The following is a 19810-nucleotide window of genomic DNA, read 5'->3' as shown; positions in this document are numbered from 1 at the left end:
GTTAATTTATAAAAGGCAAATAATAAGCATAAAAACGATTCGAATTTACACCTTAAATCAGCTGTAATTTATACCCGACCCCATACACCGCATCAATTTCAATAGTGGCCTCGGCATCGGATAATTTTTTACGAAGGTTTTTTATTTGAGAATAGATAAAGTCAAAACTATCGGCTTGGTCAATATGGTCGCCCCACACATGTTCTGCCAATGCCGTTTTGGTAACTAAGCGTGTTTTGTTCGAAATCATATAGGTCAACACATCATACTCTTTACGGTTTAGCACCACTTCTTTCCCATGAATGACAACACTTCGGCTTTCCGGGTCTAGACTAACGTTTCCAATTTCTATGCGATTATTACCCTCAAAATTACGCCTGCGTACAATTGCCTTAACACGAGCATGTAGTTCTGCCATATGAAAAGGTTTCGGCAGGTAATCATCTGCTCCTAAATTGAGCCCTTTTATACGGTCATCTAATGAATCTTTTGCAGAAACTATAATAACCCCATCTTCTTTTCCCATTGCTTTCAACTGTTTCAAAAGCTCTAAACCATTACCGTCGGGCAACGTAATATCTAACAAAATACAATCATAGTTATAAACTCCAATTTTATCATTGGCATCGGCAAAATTAGATGCCGTTTCTACTATATATTGCTCACGCTCTAAAGTCTGTCGCATATTCTCGAGCATTTGCGGTTCGTCTTCTATAATCAGAATCTTCATTGAGTATTGTTTCTAACAACAATATAATAACATTCTAAAAAGAAATGGGAATACTACCACTATGTATGTACCACTAGAATGAATTATCAAAAAAATAGCATTCCCAATTCATTCTAGATTTGCTCCTTTTCTTTGGAGGGAATTAAAAATTACATAAGATGAAAAACAAAAATTTAATAATAGCAACTTTAGCATTACTAGGTGTATTCAGCGTATCTGCACAAGATATTAATCCGAATACGGTACCTGAAAATTTAAGAACAAGCTTTGTGCAAAGCTACCCTACAGCCCATGATGTGGAATGGGAAATGGAGGGGACTTCGTATAAAGTGGAATTTGAAATTGATAGGCAGGATTATGAAATTTGGTATGCACCAGATGGCAATACCTCAAAAATGGAGCAAGAAATAACGGAAGCCGATTTGCCGCAATCTATTAAAACAGCTATTGCTAGCAATTATGCCGGTTACAAAGTAGATTCTGTTGAAAAGACGACAGTAAACGGCTCATCTGTATATGAGGTAGAACTTGAAAAAGGATGGAATGATGAAAAAGATGTTGTCTTTAATGACAGTGGTAACGTATTAAGTGAGGTAAACGATTAACTTTTCTTTGATTGGGAGATGTGGAAAGGGCCGGAACTTAGTTTCGGCTTTTTTTGTACCTTTTCGTCAATTGTAGGGTGCATTAGACACCTTAACTATTCGGCCAATAAGCCCTCTAAGAGCTTCCTAACCTTAGCACTGTTCCAATCGGCGGCACCGGTTTCTTTGATGATAATGTTACCTTTAGCATCTATGATATAATTGGTAGGAAGACTGTTGCTTTGTAATAGTTCAGGCGCTTGCATTTGCGGAATATACACCGGTACATCATAGCCTTTTTTAGTGATAAATCGCTGCACTTTCTCCGTCTCTTCTTGGGTCAGCAAAACAAAATCAACTTTGTCTCCATAATCGGCATATAATTCTTGAATTCCGGGAAGCTCGGCAATACAGGGCGGACACCATGTTGCCCAATAGCTTAAAAAAGTAACTTTCCCTTGGCCTATACCAATCCGTTTTGGTGTTCCATTCAACTCTTGTACCGCATATTCAAAAGGAACTACCTTTTCTTGGTCTTCGGTGTCTGAAATACTTGGCGACCATACGGCAACTTTTAACTTATTGAGCGCAACTTGAATGGGTGTTCTAGTTTGTGGGATTAATAACAAGGCTATGAACACCACAAAGATGATATCGCTGATTTTGGGTTTTCGAATTTTCATGGGATATAAAGGTTAGAGGTATAATCACCTTCAACTTTTGGTAACTACATTTTTGAATAAATCCGCTATTTGAATTTTTTAGTTTCCTTGATATACCCATTTAGAATTATACCGAACAATGCAAGCCAAATTAGGCGATATACCCAAATATCCATTTCAAATCCGAAAATTTGGCCTGTGTCTCCCATAGCAAAAAAACTAGAAAGTATGGTTATTAAGGCGATTACCATCCCAATGATTGATAGTGTTTTTCTCTTCATTTAAATTTATTTATTTCCTTGAATCTAATTCCTTTTTAAGTGCTTTCATGTTCTTTACATTTAAAGGAATAATTACCGAAAGCGCTAAAGGTACCGCAAGTAAAGGGGTAAATCCATCTTGTATCGACATATAAATAAAGAATAGCAACACACCTGTCAACCCTATTGCTAGCAGCCATACCATGGTTTTTACTGCCGTATACCTTTTAAGCAATTCTACTGAACTAAGTTTTGATAGTGCTTCTTGATTCATTTTTATTCTCCTTTATCAATCCTTTTTTTAAAAAGGATGCTAACAATTACGCCTCGTCTTCTTCCTTAGACTTATTGTACTTGGTGAACTCCACTTTCTTGTCTTCCAAAATTCTATAAAACCGTCGGTGCGATATTTTTAAGTCCTTCGTAATTTGAGCTACCTTTTTCTTTTTCTTCTTGTATAGTTTAATCTCGGCCGTTACCGCCTTATTGAAGTAATATTTGTGAAGCGCATCTACAACCTCTAGTGCAGACCTATTGGTATCGTCTACATAAAGGTCTATTGCTGATTTAATTTCTTGTAAGCCTTTCATAATATTTTGAACATATTTAAATAAGGTACAAAAAATTCTAGGTATACTTACGCATAAGATGTTGATACCTGTCGATATCGTCTAATGAGTGATTTCCATAATCATTTACGACGTTAAACTTTATGTTGTTGTTTGCCAAGAAAGTGGTTACTCTTTCAAGTTCTTCGGGGGAACCTTTTATTTCAATCTTTGCCATTACTACGTATACTTTTTAATTTTAGGATTTGTAATATAATTCTTTCAAACTATTTTTTAAACTTTTAATTGTAAAACCAAACATAAAAATTGTTTATTCCTTTATAAAATTACTCCTTTTTTTACTTTCAAGACATCACTAAAACTGACATTTGATACCCTGAGATTCCATTATCACTTCGTACCCAATTTGTCACTTCGAGTGTTTTCATTGAGCGAGAGCGCAAATGAAATTGTATCGAGAAGCTAGCGTGTTCCAAAGCGTTCTCGATACAACGTCACTTTCAGGACGCCACTCGAACTGACATTTGATACTCTGATATCCATTTTTCACTTATGACCCCTTTTGTCACTTCGAGTGTTTTCATTGAGCGAGAGCGGAAATGAAAATGTATCGAGAAGCTCGCGTGCACCAAAGTGTTCTCGATACAACGTCTCTTTCAGGACGCCACTCGAACTGACATTTGATACTCTGATATCCATTTCTCACTTATGACCCTTATGTCACTTCGAGTGTTTTCATTGAGCGAGAGCGGAAATAAAAATGTATCGAGAAGCTCGCGTGCACCAAAGTGTTCTCGATATTAAACCTCTTTCAGGGTTTCACTCGAACTGACGATAGCATTAAACAACGAAGCAGCAAAAACAAATGAATGTCACTTCGAATGAATTTTTGAGGTACGAGAAAATTAGCATCGCGAAGCTCTCGGGTTCCAAAGCGTTCACCTTTTTCTCTGAAAATAGTATCTTCGATAGCTATACCTAATGTACCATGCCCAAAAACAACACTACCCGATCTTGGTTTACTATTTTAATTGAACTGGTAGAAGTTTTTTTTAATAGTGCCCGCCAAGACAAAAGAGGAAGAACATGGCACCAACATGTAGTACCCTATAAAAATGCATGGGCAGTACGGCGCGAAGGCAATAAACGCATTACCTCTAAGCACAGACTCCAGACTACAGCGATTAACAAAGCTAAACGCCTTGCCCGCAAATACAAGGCCGATGTCATTATTCACAGAGAAGATGGCACCATACGCGACCGCATTAACTTTGAATAACCCTTAGCATACATAGGTGCTCATAATCACTAATGCAACTGTTTATAAACAAACGTTAAAAAGTAGATAATAATTTTCTTTTCCCCTGTTATATAAAGATGTTATTTCACAGGAAATTGGTCACGCATTTTTATTCATAATTGAACCTTTAATTCCCTCCTTTGTCATTTTATATACGAACATTGTATTGTTCATTCAAATCTTAAAATTAATCCGCATCTCTACACACCAATTGTGATGGTTCTACACCCGCTTAAACAACTTTGTTAAGCTTACCATAATTCGCTGTTAAACTTTAAAACTACAGGGAGCGTCTTCTATTATTATCCTTATTTTTAATTACGATACATGCTTCATGTACCACCAAACCAACAAACTTAAACCAACGACATCATGAAAAATTTTCCTAGTTTTCTCATGGCCTTTCTTTTGGCCTTTGCCTCTTTATGTGCACATACCCCCTGTGAACCAATCCCTGAATCAGAAAATAGTTTTCTGGGTACTTGGACCATTGACGTTGTTGGTGGTGGTGTGGCTTGGCTAAAAGTTCATGAAGAGCAAGGCGTATTAGATGGCGAATTATTATGGATTGGTGGCAGTGTGCTTCCGGTATCCGATATCTATGTAGTAGACGAAAATACCCTAGTGGTTACCCGTACGTCTGAACAAAAGTTAAAAACAACTTCAGGTAAAGAACGCACCCATACAAGAACGTGGACCATGCGCATTACTAAAAAGAATGATGAAATTGCCGGAACCATGACAGGCCCTTCTTGGGGTCATGACGGAGAAGAACTTAGTTATTTCGCTGGTAGACGTATGCCTGCCGTTGGCCCAGCACCAGATTTAAGTGCCTTAAAATTCGGTAAGCCCATAAAACTCTTTAATGGAAAAGATTTGACCGGCTGGAGGACGATTGACCCAAATAGCCCAAACGGATTTAAAGTAGTAAACGGTACCCTGCAGAATGACCCCGTACAACCAGAAAATGGCGAGCATATCTATTATGGTAACTTACGTACCGACCAAGAGTTTGAAGATTTCAATTTAAAGCTAGAGGTCAATGTGCCAAAGGGACATAATAGTGGCGTTTATCTTAGAGGATTATATGAAATACAAGTGGTAGACTCTTACGGCCAGCCTCTTGACAGTCATAATATGGGTGCCTTATACAGTCGTGCTACCCCTAGCGAAAATGCTGAAAAGCCCGCTGGTGAATGGCAGACCATGGATATTACTCTGGTAGACCGCCATGTAACGGTTATTTTAAACGGAAAAAAGATTGTCGATAATGCCCCTGCAGAAGGCCCAACAGGCGGAGCAATCAGCTCTGATGTTTTTGCTGCTGGTCCTCTTTATTTACAGGGAGACCACGGTAATGTTGCCTATAGAAATATAGTGCTGACTCCGATTTTATAACACCATATTCCGCTTACAATATTCTAGGGAAACTAGATGATGTCATCTTTTACCATATGGATGTCATCATTGGTTTTTCGTGAAGTATCACTTAGCATAATTTCTAGAGGATAACACATCTTATTTCACATACATTATAAATAATCAAACTTTACCGATCAACAAAAACCAACGTATGATACTAGTATCCATCACCAAAAAACCCTTACTGTTTATTACCACCATAGCATGTGCAACGTTTCTTGTACAATGTAAAACCGAAACAAAACCAGTTGTAAAAACGATAACGAATAAAACTATCTTAACAGCTCCTGAAGGCTTCTCGGTCACAGAGGTTGCGAAAGATTTAGGGGCTGTGCGGCATCTGACGATTTCTAAAAACGGAGATATTTATGCCAACAGGTCCGTCTTAAAAGATGATAAGGCGATTGTCTTACTGAAGGATAACAACAAAGACGGTGCTATTGATGAACAACAGTACTTTGCCGATATGCCAGGTACCGGTATTCTAGCAACAGACGATTACTTATATGCGTCCTCCAATTCTGGTGTATTTCGCTATAAATTAAATAGCGACCATGAAGTTATTGATACAAACACTCCAGAAAAAATAGTAGACGGACTCATTGATATGGGAATGGATAATGCCAAGCCTTTTACCATTGATGATAATGACAACCTTTATGTGACCATTGGTTCTTGGAACGATGCCTGTAGAGATAACGATGCTAAAGCAGGAATGATGCCTTGTACGATTTTAGATTCTGCAGGAGGAATTTGGAAATTTAAAACCGATAAATTGAATCAGACTTTTGCCGATGGTTCACAATACGCTACGGGACTTAAAAATGCAGTGGGAATCACATGGAATCATAACACGAACTCCTTATTCGCCACCGACCATGGCCGTGGCGGATTCCATAATTTTTATCCTGAACTATACACACAAAAACAAGATGCTGAATTACCTGCCGAAACCTTATATGAGCTAAAGGAGGGTGATAATGCGGGATGGCCTAACACCTATTATGATCCGATTAAAAATAAGCGTATGCTAGCTCCCGAATATGGTGGAGATGGCGAGCAAACCAGTGAAGACGGTTTTATTAATCCAATAGTGGCATTCCCAGCGCATTTAGGACCTAATGATTTACTTTTCTATACGGGCGATATGTTCCCAGAAAAATATAAAAACGGAGCCTTCGTGGCATTTCACAATCAATCGTCAGCGCTTAAAAAAGGCTATTTTGTGGCTTTCGTTCCTTTTAAAAATGGAAAGCCTAGTGGCGATTGGGAAATATTCTTAGACAACTTCGCCGGTTTTGATTTGGCCAACCTAGAAGGTGGAGAACTAAAACATCGCCCATGCGGATTAGCACAGGGGCCAGATGGTGCCATATATGTCTGTGATGATTTTGGTGGAAGTATTTTTAAAGTGACGTATTAATTTAAGCTCTGCACATGAAAAAGCATTTTATTTTATTCGTTATTACTATTTTCCCAGTATTGATATTCTCTCAAGATGTAGTCATCGTCAATCAATTTATTAGCTCATTGACACCGCCCCAAAAAGCAAAGATTGTTCATGAGTTTAAAGCGGATGACCGAGACGACTGGCACTTTCTGCCTTGGAGTTCTTATGAACGACAAGGGCTGCCGTTAAAAGAGTTACGTACAGAGCAAAAAGAACTAGTACACAAACTACTACAATCATCATTGAGTGATACAGGTTATAAGCAAACCACTGAAATCATTGGTTTAGAAAAAGTACTGGCGGCCAGTTCAGGAGACCCCGTTTACAGAGATCCAGAACAATATTACGTTTCCATTTACGGCGATCCAACACAGGAAGATGTTTGGATGTGGACTTTTGAAGGGCATCATGTTTCGCTACATTTTACTACCGTTGCAGATGCCGTTTCATATACCCCTAGATTCTTCGGTTCAAACCCTGGAAGGATTATGGAAGGCGCACGAAAGGGATTTAGCCCTTTGGTAAATGAAGAAGACATGGGTTTACAGCTCATTAACATGCTAAGTACAACTCAGAAACAAACAGCCATTTTTAATGAAAAAGCTTATAACGATATCGTAAGCTTCAACAAACCCGTTGCGGAAAAACTTCCCGTTGAAGGTATATTGGTCAACAATCTGACGGCTGATCAGAAAAAGCTGTTAATGGATATTATTTACGAATATGCTTCCACTATCCCCGCAGAACAGGCCATGGCGAGAATAAGTAACATCCGTAAAGAGGAACTCGATGAAATGCGATTTGCATGGGCGGGTGCCACAGAACTTGGAAAAGCACACTACTACCGCATACAGGGTAAAACCTTTATGATAGAATTTGACAACAGCCAAAACAATGCCAACCACATACACTCGGTATGGCGCGATTTTGATGGCGATTTTGGTAGGGACTTGCTAAAAGAACACTACAACAATCACACCCATCAGCATTGACAATTTCTTAGTGTAAGGCTATAAATAAGGTATCTCGCCCCGTCACTTTGCTTTTAAAATCCCCTAGGTATTGATTATATTTAAGAAATAGAATCCTTTTTAAATGAATACAACATTCGATGCCATCGTTATTGGGTCCGGCATTTCTGGTGGATGGGCCGCTAAAGTATTGTGTGAAAACGGTCTAAAAACCTGTGTTGTGGAACGGGGAAGGAATGTGGAACACAAAAAAGATTATCCTACCGCTCACCTGCAACCGTGGGATTTTCCCCATGGCGGCATGATGACAAATACCTTCAAAGAAGAGAACCCATTAATCTCTAAAGCGGCAGGTTTTGGCGAAGACACTGCTCACTTTTTTATTAAAGATAAGGATCAGCCTTATGTACAAGAAAAGCCTTTCGATTGGATCCGTGGATATCAAGTAGGTGGAAAATCGTTAACATGGGGTAGGGCGTGCCAACGGTGGAGCCAATCGGAATTCGAATCTCCTTTCAAATATAAGTATGGTATTGAGTGGCCCGTAGATTACACCGAAATGGCACCTTGGTATCATATGGTCGAAGACTTTATTGGAGTGTGTGGAAATAAAGATGGGTTAGCATCTATGCCCGATGGGGAGTTCTTGCCCCCGTTTGAAATGAATTGTGTGGAACAGCACATGAGTAAGACCTTAAGCGACAACTATCCAGACAGGCACTTGGTACATGGACGATGGGCACATTTGACCGAACCTAAAGAACACCATTTAGCATTAGGCAGGGGAAAATGCCAATCTAGAAATCTTTGTATGAGAGGATGCCCTTTTGGCGCCTATTTTAGCAGTAATTCTAGCACATTGCCCGCTGCAAAAAAAACTGAAAACTTAACCATGCTCTCCGATGCGGTAGTGGTTAAAATCATGTATGATGACGATAAAAAAAAGGCAACGGGTATTGAGTATATAGATACAACTACAGGGGAGCGGCAAGAATTAAAAGCCAGTATCGTTTTTGTGAATGCCTCGGCACTGAATTCTAATCTTATCCTATTAAACTCCACCTCAGAACGGTTTCCAAATGGCCTAGGAAATGATCATGATATCCTTGGGAGATATATAGGTTTTCATAATTACCGCGGATGGACTTCGGGCAAGTTTGATGGTTTTAAAGACACGTATGTTTATGGAAGGAATCCCTCTGAATTAATTTTAGCCAATTATAGAAATGTATACAAGCATGATATGCCCTTTGTTGGGGGATACACTATTTTCAGTGGCGCATCACGACCTAGAAATCAAGAGGCTCAAGAAAATGGACCAAGTATTGGAGCGGCCTATAAAGAAGGACTTCGACTACCGGGAGATTGGCAAGCATATATGTATATGCAGGGCGAAACGATTCCGAAAGCATCCAATAGGGTTTATTTATCAAAGACAGATAAAGATCCTTGGGGAATTCCACAGCTCGTTACAGATGTGAATTATGACGATAATGACGAATTGATGGTGCAAGACTTTTTAACCGAAAGCAAAGCGATGCTTGAAACTATGGGATGCATCGATATTGAACAAAACGATTCTAAACAGGCACCTGGCCTTGATATACACGAAATGGGGGGATGCAGAATGGGAACCGACCCAAAAACATCTATGCTTAATGAGCATAACCAACTGCACCTGTGCAAGAATGTATTTGTCACTGATGGTGCATGTATGACGAGTACGGGAAACCAAAGTCCGTCATTGCTTTATATGGCATTTACAGCAAGAGCTGCAACCTATGCCGCCGAACACTTAAAAACACAACAGCTATGAAAATTACGCAACATAAACAGGTAGGCGTTGGTATTATAGGGTCTCAATTTATCGCAAATATTCATGCTGAAGCATTGAAAACAGTAGCCGATGCAGTGATAGTTGCGGTAATGTCTCCCAACGAAGAGCATGTAAAAGCCTTTGCCAAACAACACCAGATTCCGAATTGGTTTACTGATATAGATAGCTTTTTAGCCCTAGACGATATTGATATGGTTATTCTTGGAGCACCCAACTTTTTACATTGTGAATTAGCCGTAAAAATTGCCCAAGCAAAAAAGCATGTCGTCGTAGAAAAACCCCTTTGCCTAAACTTGCAGGAGGCAGATCTTATGATCGAAACCTGTAAAGAAAATAAGGTGAAACTTATGTATGCGGAAGAATTGTGTTTTACACCAAAATATGTGCGCTTAAAAGCCTTGTTAGATGAAGGAGCTTTGGGGTATCCGGTGCTTTTTAAACAGTCTGAAAAGCACGATGGCCCTCACGCAGCCCATTTTTATGATGTTGAAAAATCAGGGGGTGGCGTTATGATGGATATGGGATGTCATGCCATTCAGTTCTTCAGGTGGTTAAACCCAAACGCTTCTATTGTTTCGGTGTATGCACAAATGCAAACCTCTGTGCATAAAGACAAAACCATTGGTGATGACAACAGCGTGCTTATCTTAGAATTTAGCAATGGGGTAACCGCAATTGCAGAAGAAAGCTGGATTAAAAAGGGAGGTATGGATGATAAAGCCGAAATACATGGAAGCGAAGGAGTCGCTTATGCCGATATACTACAAGGAAATTCCATATTAACCTATAGTGAAAAAGGGATTGGCTATGCCGTGGAAAAAGCAGGAAACACAAAAGGCTGGAGCTTTACCATGTATGAAGAGCTGTGGAACTATGGGTTTCCACAAGAGATGGCCCACTTTGTAGATTGTGTTAAAAATGACTGTACTCCCCTGGTTACCGGAGAGGATGGTAAGGCCGTTTTGGAGGTCCTTTTCGCAGCATATGCTTCGGCAGGAGAAGGAAAAAAAATCAAGTTGCCTTTTAAGACCGATGCCAAAAAACCGTACTTATTATGGAAAAAATAAATCGAAGAAATGCATTAGGATTGGTAGCCCAATGGTCTGCCGCAAGCTTTATACCCTTTTCTTGGCTTCTTGAGGGGTGTGCTAAGGATAGTAATCCCTCTTTATTAAACCACGAATATCAATCGCTTCTGGCAGTTATCGTTGAAATTATTTTACCCGAAACACCAACGTCTCCTGGAGCAAAAGAGGCAAACGTACAGCATTTTATTGGCCTCATAGTAGAAGACTGTTATGAAATCGAAAGAAAAGACCGCATCATCATTGGACTAAACCAATTATTGAGCAGTGGGTTTTTAGACTTATCCGAAGAAAAACAATATGACTTCATTGCCAAAATAGACGAAGAGGCAAATTCGCCAACCAGTACAACCCCTTCTTATTTTAAAGATCTTAAGTCGCTTACACAGTGGGGATATTTTTCCTCTAAAATTGGAATAATGGAAGGATTACGATACAACCCTATCCCCGGAACTTATAAAGGCTGCGTTACTTATACTAATGAAATAGCATGGTACTAATGAAGACACATCAATGTAAAGACTATAACGAAGTAAGCGAAACAGCTGCAGAATGGTTACTTCAAAAGGTTAAAAAGAACCCTGTTGGAAAAATAGGTATTGCCACCGGAAATTCTCCTTTGGAAATGTATCGCTCTATCGCAAAGAAAGGAAGTGAGTATACAAAGTCTCTCTCTTTGTTTCAATTGGATGAATGGGTGGGATTATCTGAAAATCAACGTAGTTGTAAAAGTTACATTGAAAAAGAGGTGAGAATTCCATGGGGAATATCCGCAGAAAGAACATATTACTTTTCTCCTACTTCAAATCTAATTGGTAAAATTCAAGCTGCGAATTCAGTAGTTTCAATGCAAAAAGCACTTGATGAGAAAGGTCCGCTGGATATTCTCATTTTAGGAATGGGAAAAAACGGACATTTGGGTTTTATAGAGCCCAGTGAAAAATGGCCTTCAAATCCGTGTTATGTTTCACAATTGGCTCCATCTACCCAAAATCATACGATGATTCTCTCTGAACAAACTCAACCAACGATTGGTGTTACTTTAGGCATAAAGTCCATTTTGGAAGCAAAAGAAATCTTATTTATTGTAACCGGAACGGGGAAAACTGATGCATATACTAAATGGCTCACAAAGGAAATTACCCCAACTCTACCGGCAAGTATTTTATGGAAACATCCAAAGGTTACCTTAATAACAGACCTATGACCGAATAGATTGTATCTTTTAATAAAATGAAAAGTTTACTTATTTAAAATAATTGCATCTAACTTGATTTAAAAAAAGCCCATCAGAATCTGATGGGCTTTTTTATTATTCATTTATCGAAGTTTAAACTTGCTGACCAATTAAGCATTTCGACTGCGCTCAATGTGACATCACGATTAAAACCGCTCTTAAAAAATCAATCTTAATTTTCTCTACTTCAACTAGTCTGAAGCTCCTTCATATATGGTATTGAAAATAAGCTTGTACGTGCCTCTAGGTTGCGCTCTAAACTGCGGTCTGAAAGCAAATAATACAACAGCGCCTTTACCATACTTTGCTTTTACCATAGCTGGTTTTTTTGCAATGTATTTTTTCTCACCCATAGCCCAGCCGCTCATTAACAAATCTTTTTCGGCGTAATTGGCAATAACCTCTATTTCAGGAACAGGGGCATCTTTAATATCTTCTGTACCACCTTCACCCTTCTTTTCCTGTTTTTCAATCTCAAACGCACGGCTTTTATTGAACGATACCGCTACCGTATCTTGCATACCAAATGCCAACGGATGTGTAGTGTCGAATCCGGTTTTAATTAAGGATCCTGGTATAAAGAATTCTTTATTATCCGTACCTTCTGTAGCATCTTTAATCGGTAGGCCAAATTGTTCGATCACATAATTACTAGCTTCATCAAAAGCCATTAAAGTACCTCCATTCTTCACATAATTACTTAAGGCTACAGAACCTTCAAGTCCTAATCCTCCAGTAAACTTTTCAGGCATATCTAAGGTAGAATGTCCGTGTAAAAGTGATTTCACACGTTGCGAAGGCAGTATCAATACATCGTATTTAGATAAGTCTGCCGTTTGAATATCTCTATCATGTAAGGTATCGGTTTCAAACTCATATTCATCCATCACAAAGCGTGTCCAGCCTTCATCCATATTCGACACCCAAGACTTGTACAAACCAACTTTAGGAAGGTGAATTTTAGTCCTCTCAATTTTTGGTTCTGCGGATAAACCCGTAACCTCAAGACCATACTCGCTAGCCAATGCGTCGATAGATTCACTGCCGCCAGAAACAATATAGGAACCTGCCGGAATTGTTATTTTTCCCGATTTAAAAGCCGCTTTGGTTTTATACGCCGTACCGCCAGCCTTTAATATTTTGTTAGTTGCGATAACCGAGGCATTCGTATTGGCGCTCAATGCATAGCCAAAAGAAGCCTTGCCCTTTACATCGCCCTCATAATACTTGGCTAAATCAGCTACTTTTTCGGTAGCAATTTCCATAGGTTCTGCAATTCTATCTACAGCAACACCCATTTGAAAAGGTAATGTCCATCCCGCTAAATCATATGGTGTATCCGGTGGTCCACCAGGATATTGAAAACGGGTTGGGTAATTTTGTTTCTCCAACAAATCCATCAAATACGGTCTAAACGCTTGTCCCGCATATATTACATACGAACCTGCTTCATATTTCTTATCATTAGCCTCAAAATTCTTAGTGGCCTTTTCAATTTCAATTCCGCCACGTAATAAAACATTGACCAAGTTGACGGACTCAAAGGCATCCCATTGGTCTTTACTGATTACATACGCATACGGACCTTCTGTTTTAGACTTTTCAATGGCCGAAGCACCCATTTTATAAATGTTGTGCAAGTAGTTGCTTTTACGGTCAGCAGCTAAGTCTAAAGTCGCCCATGTTGCCGTAAGCATATAATCTACCGCATCACGAAAATGTGATTCGCCGCCTTTCCAAGGGTCTGGATACATGATGTCCGTACCGTCTGTTGGTGTACCACCAGCTACTGTTTTAGGTAATTTTTCTGGGTCATAAAATCTCGGTGTTGGGGTAGTGTGACCTACTTCCGTTAAGATACCAATCATATTATGATAATAAGGAACTGTACGGCCTCCGCCATTCCAAAACATCGTATAGAAATTATCGGCAATTGCGCCAGGCATATTCTCTAAAGAAAATCGTTTCGTCATTGCAGAACCTACTTCACTCACAGCAGCAGTAATGGCAGGGTGAATTTTTGGGTTCACAGGATCTGCGTACGGCGGAAGTGAAATTTTTGTCCATGATGGTGAAGATTGGTGGTGGTTGTACACAATCTGCGGGTACCATTCGTTGTATAAAATCTTAGTGACATTATACGTCTCTGGCATTGTATTCATAAACCAATCTCTATTATTATCATGGCCCATATAGTAATGATACAAAATTGGCGGACGTGAAGTTTCATACGCCGTACCCATATTCTTTCTATACCAATCAACAACAATATCTAACCCATCAGGGTTCATTACCGGCATTAAAATAGTGATAACATTCTCCCTGATTTTTTTCATTTCGGTGGTCTCAGAAGTTGCCAAGGAATACGCCAGTTCAGATGTCATTTGGCCGTGCGCCAATTCGGTTGAGTGCATACCGCCATCTACCCAAACAATCGCTTTACCATCCTCTGAAAGTTTTAAAGCTTCATCTTCAGTAACCTGCACACGTGCTAATTTGGTACTAATATCTTTCCACTTATCTAATTGAGTCAAATTTTGCTCACTTGATATAAACAAGATGTACATTTTTCTACCTAATACGGTAGTGCCAATTTCAACTTTTTTGACCCTGTTAGAAGCAACATCAAGTTTACTTAGGTAGTCTTCAATCTGTGAATAATCGGCTAGTTTGTAATCGGTACCCACTTTGAAACCATAAACATCTTCTGGAGAAGGTACGGTTTGCGCCACCGTCACAGATATGCACGAAATGGCTAGTACAAGGGTCAATAATGCCGACTTGCACTTAGAGTTTTTTGTAGTCATTTTTCGAATTAGTTTGTTTAAAATAGGAAATTAAGAAATAGTGAAACGATAAGTAAATGATACAGAGAAAGATTATGTTAAAAGAAATGTTAATTTCTAAGTCGGTAATCTAATGGGGTTGAATTTATTGAATTGTATGTTAAGCTGAATTCTATCAGTAATTTATGAAACACGACCGAGCAAATCCTATTTAACGCAACAAGAAATTTGTATGAACCTTACTTTACAGGGTCGCTATTTATTGGATTTGGCTGCTCAACTGTTAAAGATGCATTATAGGCAGGATTATTTCGAAAAAACTCAGCTCGTGTAATTTTGGAGGTTTTGTGATCTCCTGTATGACTCCATCCCGGTGGCATAAAAGCGTACATAACTTTGTTTTTTATTCCGGGAGCTTTTATTATATCTTTAAAAAGGGCGGTGAATTCTCCAAAATAGACATCCATAAAATTACCCGAATCCATTTCTCTAGTAATACCATATTCTATTTTAATTTCATTTTTCTCTTCTTGATACGTACCAAAAGCATGGTCCCAAATGTTGAGTAGATTACAGAAATTGGTGTCCATATATAATGGATTTCGTGCATGATGTACACGATGGTGAGACGGTGTCAGCATAATTTTGTTCAAGAATCCAAACCGTGCATCTTTAATAACATTTTCGCCAATATGAATGAAAGCCCCGTAAGTACCGTCTATAAACATAATCAAGAACAATAGTTCTGGCTGTACACCCAACAAAATGCAGACAGTAGTGCGTATCGTATCAGCATAAGGCGCCTCTAAAAAAAAGTGTGCATGCGTTACCGAAAGATTCATATTTTCAGGTGCGTGATGTGTGGAATGAAGACACCAAAAAAGACGGACTTTATGGCCCCAATAATGATATAGAAAATGGGCAAATTCCCAAATGATGTAGGCATAAATAAACCAATACCATGTCATTTTGGTCTGAAATGGTGCAAAAGATTGAAATAGCCCAATGCAAATAGTTACCATGGCAATGGCAATAAACCTACCAACAAACCTATTGAACACATAAATTAAAAAATTGACCTTGTATACTTTGGTATCTGGTTTTTTATAGACCAAACCCAATATCAATTCTAAAATTAATAATAGTGGTATTATCGGATAGATCAGTGAAACCACACCATCATAAGTTCTGAACTTACTATAATCTCCTGTCTGTAGTATTTCAAAAGCATTTGATATGCCTAGAAAACCAATTATTTCATTGAAAAATGTCTCGAAGATTTCCATGATTGTTCTTTTAGTAAAATATTAATGACATCATTACGAATATGCCGTTAATTCTAATATAAAATTATATATATGATTGGTTCTGCTAAAGAACTTTAAAAATAACAAAGGCATAAACAAATTCGACGAACAAGAGAGTGGCTTCGACCAAAACTATATGAAATTGAAACTACTACATTAAGAGGTAGAGTATTATAAATCAGTTTTCTAACCTTAAAAAGATAACTCCATTTTCTAAAAATATATTAATTGAACAGGTGGATATTATGGATGTACTTGGATGATGTCTTTGCTAAAAATAAAAAAACCCTTCAATTTCTTGAAGGGTTTACTTTATAAGTAGTGGTCCCACCTGGACTCGAACCAGGGACCACCTGATTATGAGTCAGGTGCTCTAACCAGCTGAGCTATAGGACCGGTTATAATTCAATATTTTAGCTTTGTAAACTCTTGTTTCGATTAAAATCGATAGAGACTGGTGCTCAAACCAGCTACAAAACCCGCGAATTGCGGATGCAATATTACTACTTATTTTTAACTGACACAAGCAAAATAAAGCTTACTCTCGAATTTCTTGGCACAACTCTACCAACACGCCATTTGCTGTCTTTGGGTGAACGAAAGCAACCCATTTATTATCCGCTCCTTTCTTAGGCTTTTCATTCAGCAATGTAAAACCTTCCGATTTTAATCGTGCCATTTCCGCCACGATATCATTGACTTCAAAAGCTACATGGTGTATACCTTCCCCCTTTTTTTCTAAAAACTTGGCGATTGGTCCGTCAGAGTTGGTTGACGCCAGTAATTCTATCTTATTAGGTCCGTTTTGAAAGAAAGAAGTATTTACCCCTTCTGAAGCAACTTCTTCTTGTTTATAGGGTGCTACCCCCAGTAATTTCTCGAAAAGGGCATTGGAATCTTCTATGTTTTTCACCGCTATACCTAAATGTTCTATCTTTTTCATGTCTTAATTTGCTTCAGAGTGCATCACATAGGGGTTAAGATACATTTTAATATGTATTTTTGCAGTATGGAAACGCAAAGACAACGTAAAATAGCTGGGGTCATTCAAAAAGATATTGTAGACATTCTACAAAAAGCTGCCATTGATGGCGGACTTCGTAATACCCTAATATCTGTGTCTAAAGTTGCAGTGACCACAGATTTATCTATCGCTAAAATTTACCTAAGTATTTTTCCGAACGATAAAGCAGGCGAACTGATGGAAGGTATTAAATCGAACCAGCCATTAATTAAGCATGAACTTTCGCAACGCACAAGAAACCAATTGCGTAGGGTGCCAGAATTATTATTCTATTTAGACGATTCGTTAGATTACATTGAGAATATTGAAAAGTCTTTAAAACGCGAAGAAAACCCCATCGAGAACAGAGATTTGTTACCTAAGCGTAAAAAGTCCTAATCGGTTGAATTTTCCTCTCTATATCGCCAAAAGGTATGTACGTTCAAAAAGTACCCAGAACGCGGTTAACATCATTAATTTTATTACCTTTTTAGTTATTGTTATTGGTTCTGCAGCACTGTTTATTGTGCTTTCGGCCTTTGCTGGATTAAAAACTTTTAGCCTTTCTTTTACCGAATCTTTTGACCCTCAATTAAAAGCTTTACCTGTAGCCGGAAAGACGTTTACCTTATCTCCCGAACAAGAAGAAAAATTACACGCAATAGAAGGTCTTGCCTTTTTCTCGAAAGAGCTCGAAGAAAAAGTTTCTTTAGAACACCGTGGTAAAAATCATATTGCTCACATAAAAGGTGTAGATAGTAATTACACCAAGGTTACCGCAGTAGACAGCACTCTTTACATGGGCGACTGGACGGTTAATGACACACAGGTAGTGTCAGGTTTAGGTATTGCAAATATTCTTGGGGTAACCATCAATCAGTTTCGTAGTCCTATGCAGATTTATGCGTTTAAACCTGGTAAAGGTTCTATATCGCAAAACATGAACACATCAACATTATATAACCAAATTCCTATGGTCATTGGTGGGGTATACGCCGTAGAAGCCGACTTAGATAACAAATATGTATTTGCTGATTTACGATTAACGCAGGCATTATTAGAAAAAGACTCGCTCCAAATTTCAGGTATAAATTTTAAAATGGACGACGGGGTAGAGCCCAGTACAGTCCGTTCAGAAATTCAGGCTATTTTAGGTTCTGGTGTTGAACTAAAGAACAGGCAGCAATTGAACAGTACACTTTATAAAATGTTGAATACCGAGAATGTTGCTACATATCTCATATTTACCCTTGTGCTTATCATTGCCCTTTTTAATGTAGTCGGTGCTATTATTATGATGATTTTAGATAAGCAGCAGAACTCAAAAACGCTTTATAGCTTGGGTACAACCATTAAAGAATTACAACGAATTTACTTTGTACAAGGGGTTTTAGTCACTGGTTTCGGCGGATTAATCGGTGTGCTTATTGGTGTGCTTATCGTATGGTCACAATTGGCTTTTGGTTGGTTGAAAATCACCCCTTCTCTGGCCTACCCTGTTAAATTTGAATTCATCAATATTGCCATTGTTCTAGCAACAATTATTGTGTTGGGCATTATTGCTTCTAAAATTGCAAGCAGCCGTATCAATAAGAAATTGGTAGACCTTTAAGCCAAAGTAAACTCATGATCTCCAAATTTTTCCATTACCTCATCAAAGGCTGCAAAAACTGAGGCAGAATCATCGCTAGTCACCATTTTCATACGATACTCCTTAAAATTAGGAATTCCCTTGAAATAGTTGGTATAATGCCTACGTGTCTCAAAAACACCTAGTATTTCTCCCTTCCAGTCAATGGACATTTGTAAATGACGACGAGCGGCATCTACACGTTCTTCCATAGTTGGTGGAGCTAAATGAGTACCTGTTTCAAAAAAGTGTTTTACCTCTCTAAATATCCAAGGGTAACCAATACTGGCACGACCGATCATTGCTCCATCCAAGCCGTATTCATCACGCATTTTCATGGCTGCTTCTGGCGAATCTACATCACCGTTACCAAATACAGGTATATGCATTCTTGGGTTGTTCTTAACCTCTCTAATCGGGTTCCAATCTGCATTTCCCTTATACATTTGTGCACGGGTTCTGCCATGAATTGAAATTGCTGCGCAACCTACATCTTGTAATCGTTCTGCAACCTCAACAATTTTAATAGAATCATCATCCCAACCCAATCTAGTTTTAACGGTAATAGGCAAGTTGCTATGCTCTACCATCGCTTTGGTCAAAGAAACCATTAGGTCTATATCTTTTAATATTCCGGCACCGGCTCCTCTAGAAACTACTTTTTTTACTGGGCAACCAAAATTAATATCAATAATATCTGGTCTTGATTTCTCTACAATCTCTACAGATTGTAACATACTTTCTAAATTAGCACCAAAAATTTGAATACCTACAGGGCGTTCTTTTTCATAAATATCGAGCTTCATAACGCTCTTTGCAGCATCACGGATCAATCCTTCCGATGATATAAATTCGGTATACACCACATCGGCTCCTTGCTCTTTACAAAGGGCACGAAAAGGTGGGTCGCTAACATCTTCCATTGGTGCTAACAACAAAGGAAAATCTGGTAATTGTATGTCTCCTATTTTAGGCAC

The 19810-nt window shown here is 38.6% G+C and carries 21 protein-coding genes and 1 tRNA gene; 11 read left to right on the top strand and 11 right to left on the bottom strand.

Features of this window, described 5'->3' with window-relative positions; all coding sequences use genetic code 11:
* Positions 1-52: 52 nt before the first annotated feature.
* Positions 53-730, bottom strand: coding sequence for a response regulator transcription factor (locus AAC084_RS01010; RefSeq protein WP_339835686.1), 678 nt, complete (start codon positions 728-730; stop codon positions 53-55).
* A 158-nt stretch (positions 731-888) separates the two neighbouring features.
* On the opposite strand from AAC084_RS01010, the gene AAC084_RS01005 reads away from it, so the two are divergent.
* Positions 889-1335, top strand: coding sequence for a PepSY-like domain-containing protein (locus AAC084_RS01005; protein ID WP_339835683.1), 447 nt, complete (start codon positions 889-891; stop codon positions 1333-1335).
* 95 nt (positions 1336-1430) lie between these two features.
* Here the strand turns inward: AAC084_RS01005 and AAC084_RS01000 are convergent, their stop codons facing one another.
* The 5 genes from AAC084_RS01000 to AAC084_RS00980 all read right to left on the bottom strand — a co-directional run bounded on the left by AAC084_RS01000 (position 1431) and on the right by AAC084_RS00980 (position 3022).
* Positions 1431-1997: a TlpA disulfide reductase family protein gene (locus AAC084_RS01000; RefSeq protein ID WP_339835680.1), complete on the bottom strand. Its 567-nt coding sequence runs from the start codon at positions 1995-1997 to the stop codon at positions 1431-1433.
* 65 nt (positions 1998-2062) lie between these two features.
* Positions 2063-2257, bottom strand: coding sequence for a hypothetical protein (locus AAC084_RS00995; RefSeq protein ID WP_339835676.1), 195 nt, complete (start codon positions 2255-2257; stop codon positions 2063-2065).
* A 10-nt stretch (positions 2258-2267) separates the two neighbouring features.
* On the bottom strand, positions 2268-2510 hold the full coding sequence (locus AAC084_RS00990) for a hypothetical protein (protein WP_339835673.1): 243 nt from the start codon (positions 2508-2510) through the stop codon (positions 2268-2270).
* 46 nt (positions 2511-2556) lie between these two features.
* Complete coding sequence (locus AAC084_RS00985) at positions 2557-2826, bottom strand: hypothetical protein (RefSeq protein ID WP_339835670.1); 270 nt, start codon at positions 2824-2826, stop codon at positions 2557-2559.
* Between the two features lie 37 nt (positions 2827-2863).
* The gene (locus tag AAC084_RS00980; RefSeq protein WP_339835667.1) at positions 2864-3022 is read right to left on the bottom strand and encodes a hypothetical protein; all 159 of its coding nucleotides are present in this window, start codon (positions 3020-3022) and stop codon (positions 2864-2866) included.
* Between the two features lie 771 nt (positions 3023-3793).
* On the opposite strand from AAC084_RS00980, the gene AAC084_RS00975 reads away from it, so the two are divergent.
* The 8 genes from AAC084_RS00975 to AAC084_RS00940 all read left to right on the top strand — a co-directional run bounded on the left by AAC084_RS00975 (position 3794) and on the right by AAC084_RS00940 (position 12077).
* Positions 3794-4084: a DUF2188 domain-containing protein gene (locus AAC084_RS00975; RefSeq protein WP_339835664.1), complete on the top strand. Its 291-nt coding sequence runs from the start codon at positions 3794-3796 to the stop codon at positions 4082-4084.
* 393 nt (positions 4085-4477) lie between these two features.
* Entirely contained in the window at positions 4478-5503 is a 1026-nt protein-coding gene (locus tag AAC084_RS00970) for a DUF1080 domain-containing protein (protein ID WP_339835661.1), read from the top strand.
* 175 nt (positions 5504-5678) lie between these two features.
* A complete protein-coding gene (locus AAC084_RS00965) occupies positions 5679-6950 on the top strand; it encodes a PQQ-dependent sugar dehydrogenase (protein ID WP_339835658.1) in 1272 nt (423 codons plus the stop codon).
* A 14-nt stretch (positions 6951-6964) separates the two neighbouring features.
* The gene (locus AAC084_RS00960) at positions 6965-7969 is read left to right on the top strand and encodes a DUF3500 domain-containing protein (RefSeq protein ID WP_339835654.1); all 1005 of its coding nucleotides are present in this window, start codon (positions 6965-6967) and stop codon (positions 7967-7969) included.
* A gap of 103 nt (positions 7970-8072) precedes the next feature.
* On the top strand, positions 8073-9764 hold the full coding sequence (locus tag AAC084_RS00955) for a GMC family oxidoreductase (RefSeq protein ID WP_339835651.1): 1692 nt from the start codon (positions 8073-8075) through the stop codon (positions 9762-9764).
* Positions 9761-10852, top strand: a complete 1092-nt coding sequence (locus AAC084_RS00950; protein WP_339835649.1) for a Gfo/Idh/MocA family oxidoreductase — start codon at positions 9761-9763, stop codon at positions 10850-10852. The genes AAC084_RS00955 and AAC084_RS00950 overlap by 4 nt, the downstream gene beginning before the upstream one ends.
* Positions 10840-11370 (top strand): gluconate 2-dehydrogenase subunit 3 family protein, encoded by a 531-nt coding sequence (locus tag AAC084_RS00945; protein WP_339835646.1) that lies wholly within the window; start codon positions 10840-10842, stop codon positions 11368-11370. Before AAC084_RS00950 ends, AAC084_RS00945 begins: the two co-directional genes overlap by 13 nt.
* On the top strand, positions 11370-12077 hold the full coding sequence (locus tag AAC084_RS00940; RefSeq protein ID WP_339835643.1) for a 6-phosphogluconolactonase: 708 nt from the start codon (positions 11370-11372) through the stop codon (positions 12075-12077). The genes AAC084_RS00945 and AAC084_RS00940 overlap by 1 nt, the downstream gene beginning before the upstream one ends.
* Positions 12078-12298: 221 nt before the next feature.
* Here AAC084_RS00940 and AAC084_RS00935 read toward each other — a convergent pair whose 3' ends face one another.
* The 4 genes from AAC084_RS00935 to mce form a co-directional block, all read right to left on the bottom strand.
* Positions 12299-14914: a M14 metallopeptidase family protein gene (locus AAC084_RS00935; protein WP_339835640.1), complete on the bottom strand. Its 2616-nt coding sequence runs from the start codon at positions 14912-14914 to the stop codon at positions 12299-12301.
* A 218-nt stretch (positions 14915-15132) separates the two neighbouring features.
* The gene (locus tag AAC084_RS00930) at positions 15133-16179 is read right to left on the bottom strand and encodes a sterol desaturase family protein (RefSeq protein WP_339835636.1); all 1047 of its coding nucleotides are present in this window, start codon (positions 16177-16179) and stop codon (positions 15133-15135) included.
* 343 nt (positions 16180-16522) lie between these two features.
* Positions 16523-16596: transfer RNA gene (locus AAC084_RS00925), tRNA-Ile, on the bottom strand.
* Between the two features lie 142 nt (positions 16597-16738).
* On the bottom strand, positions 16739-17143 hold the full coding sequence (gene mce / locus AAC084_RS00920; protein ID WP_339835634.1) for a methylmalonyl-CoA epimerase: 405 nt from the start codon (positions 17141-17143) through the stop codon (positions 16739-16741).
* A gap of 66 nt (positions 17144-17209) precedes the next feature.
* Between mce and rbfA the strand changes: the two genes are divergently transcribed.
* A complete protein-coding gene (gene rbfA, locus AAC084_RS00915) occupies positions 17210-17602 on the top strand; it encodes a 30S ribosome-binding factor RbfA (RefSeq protein WP_027065546.1) in 393 nt (130 codons plus the stop codon).
* A gap of 4 nt (positions 17603-17606) precedes the next feature.
* Complete coding sequence (locus AAC084_RS00910; protein WP_339835631.1) at positions 17607-18815, top strand: FtsX-like permease family protein; 1209 nt, start codon at positions 17607-17609, stop codon at positions 18813-18815.
* On the opposite strand, the gene dusB is transcribed toward AAC084_RS00910, so the two are convergent.
* On the bottom strand, positions 18812-19810 hold the full coding sequence (gene dusB / locus AAC084_RS00905) for a tRNA dihydrouridine synthase DusB (RefSeq protein ID WP_339835629.1): 999 nt from the start codon (positions 19808-19810) through the stop codon (positions 18812-18814). The two genes, AAC084_RS00910 and dusB, sit on opposite strands and share 4 nt — an antisense overlap.

The organism is uncultured Maribacter sp., assembly GCF_963977385.1.
Taxonomy (GTDB): domain Bacteria; phylum Bacteroidota; class Bacteroidia; order Flavobacteriales; family Flavobacteriaceae; genus Maribacter.
This window is presented reverse-complemented; position numbering and strand designations above follow the sequence as displayed.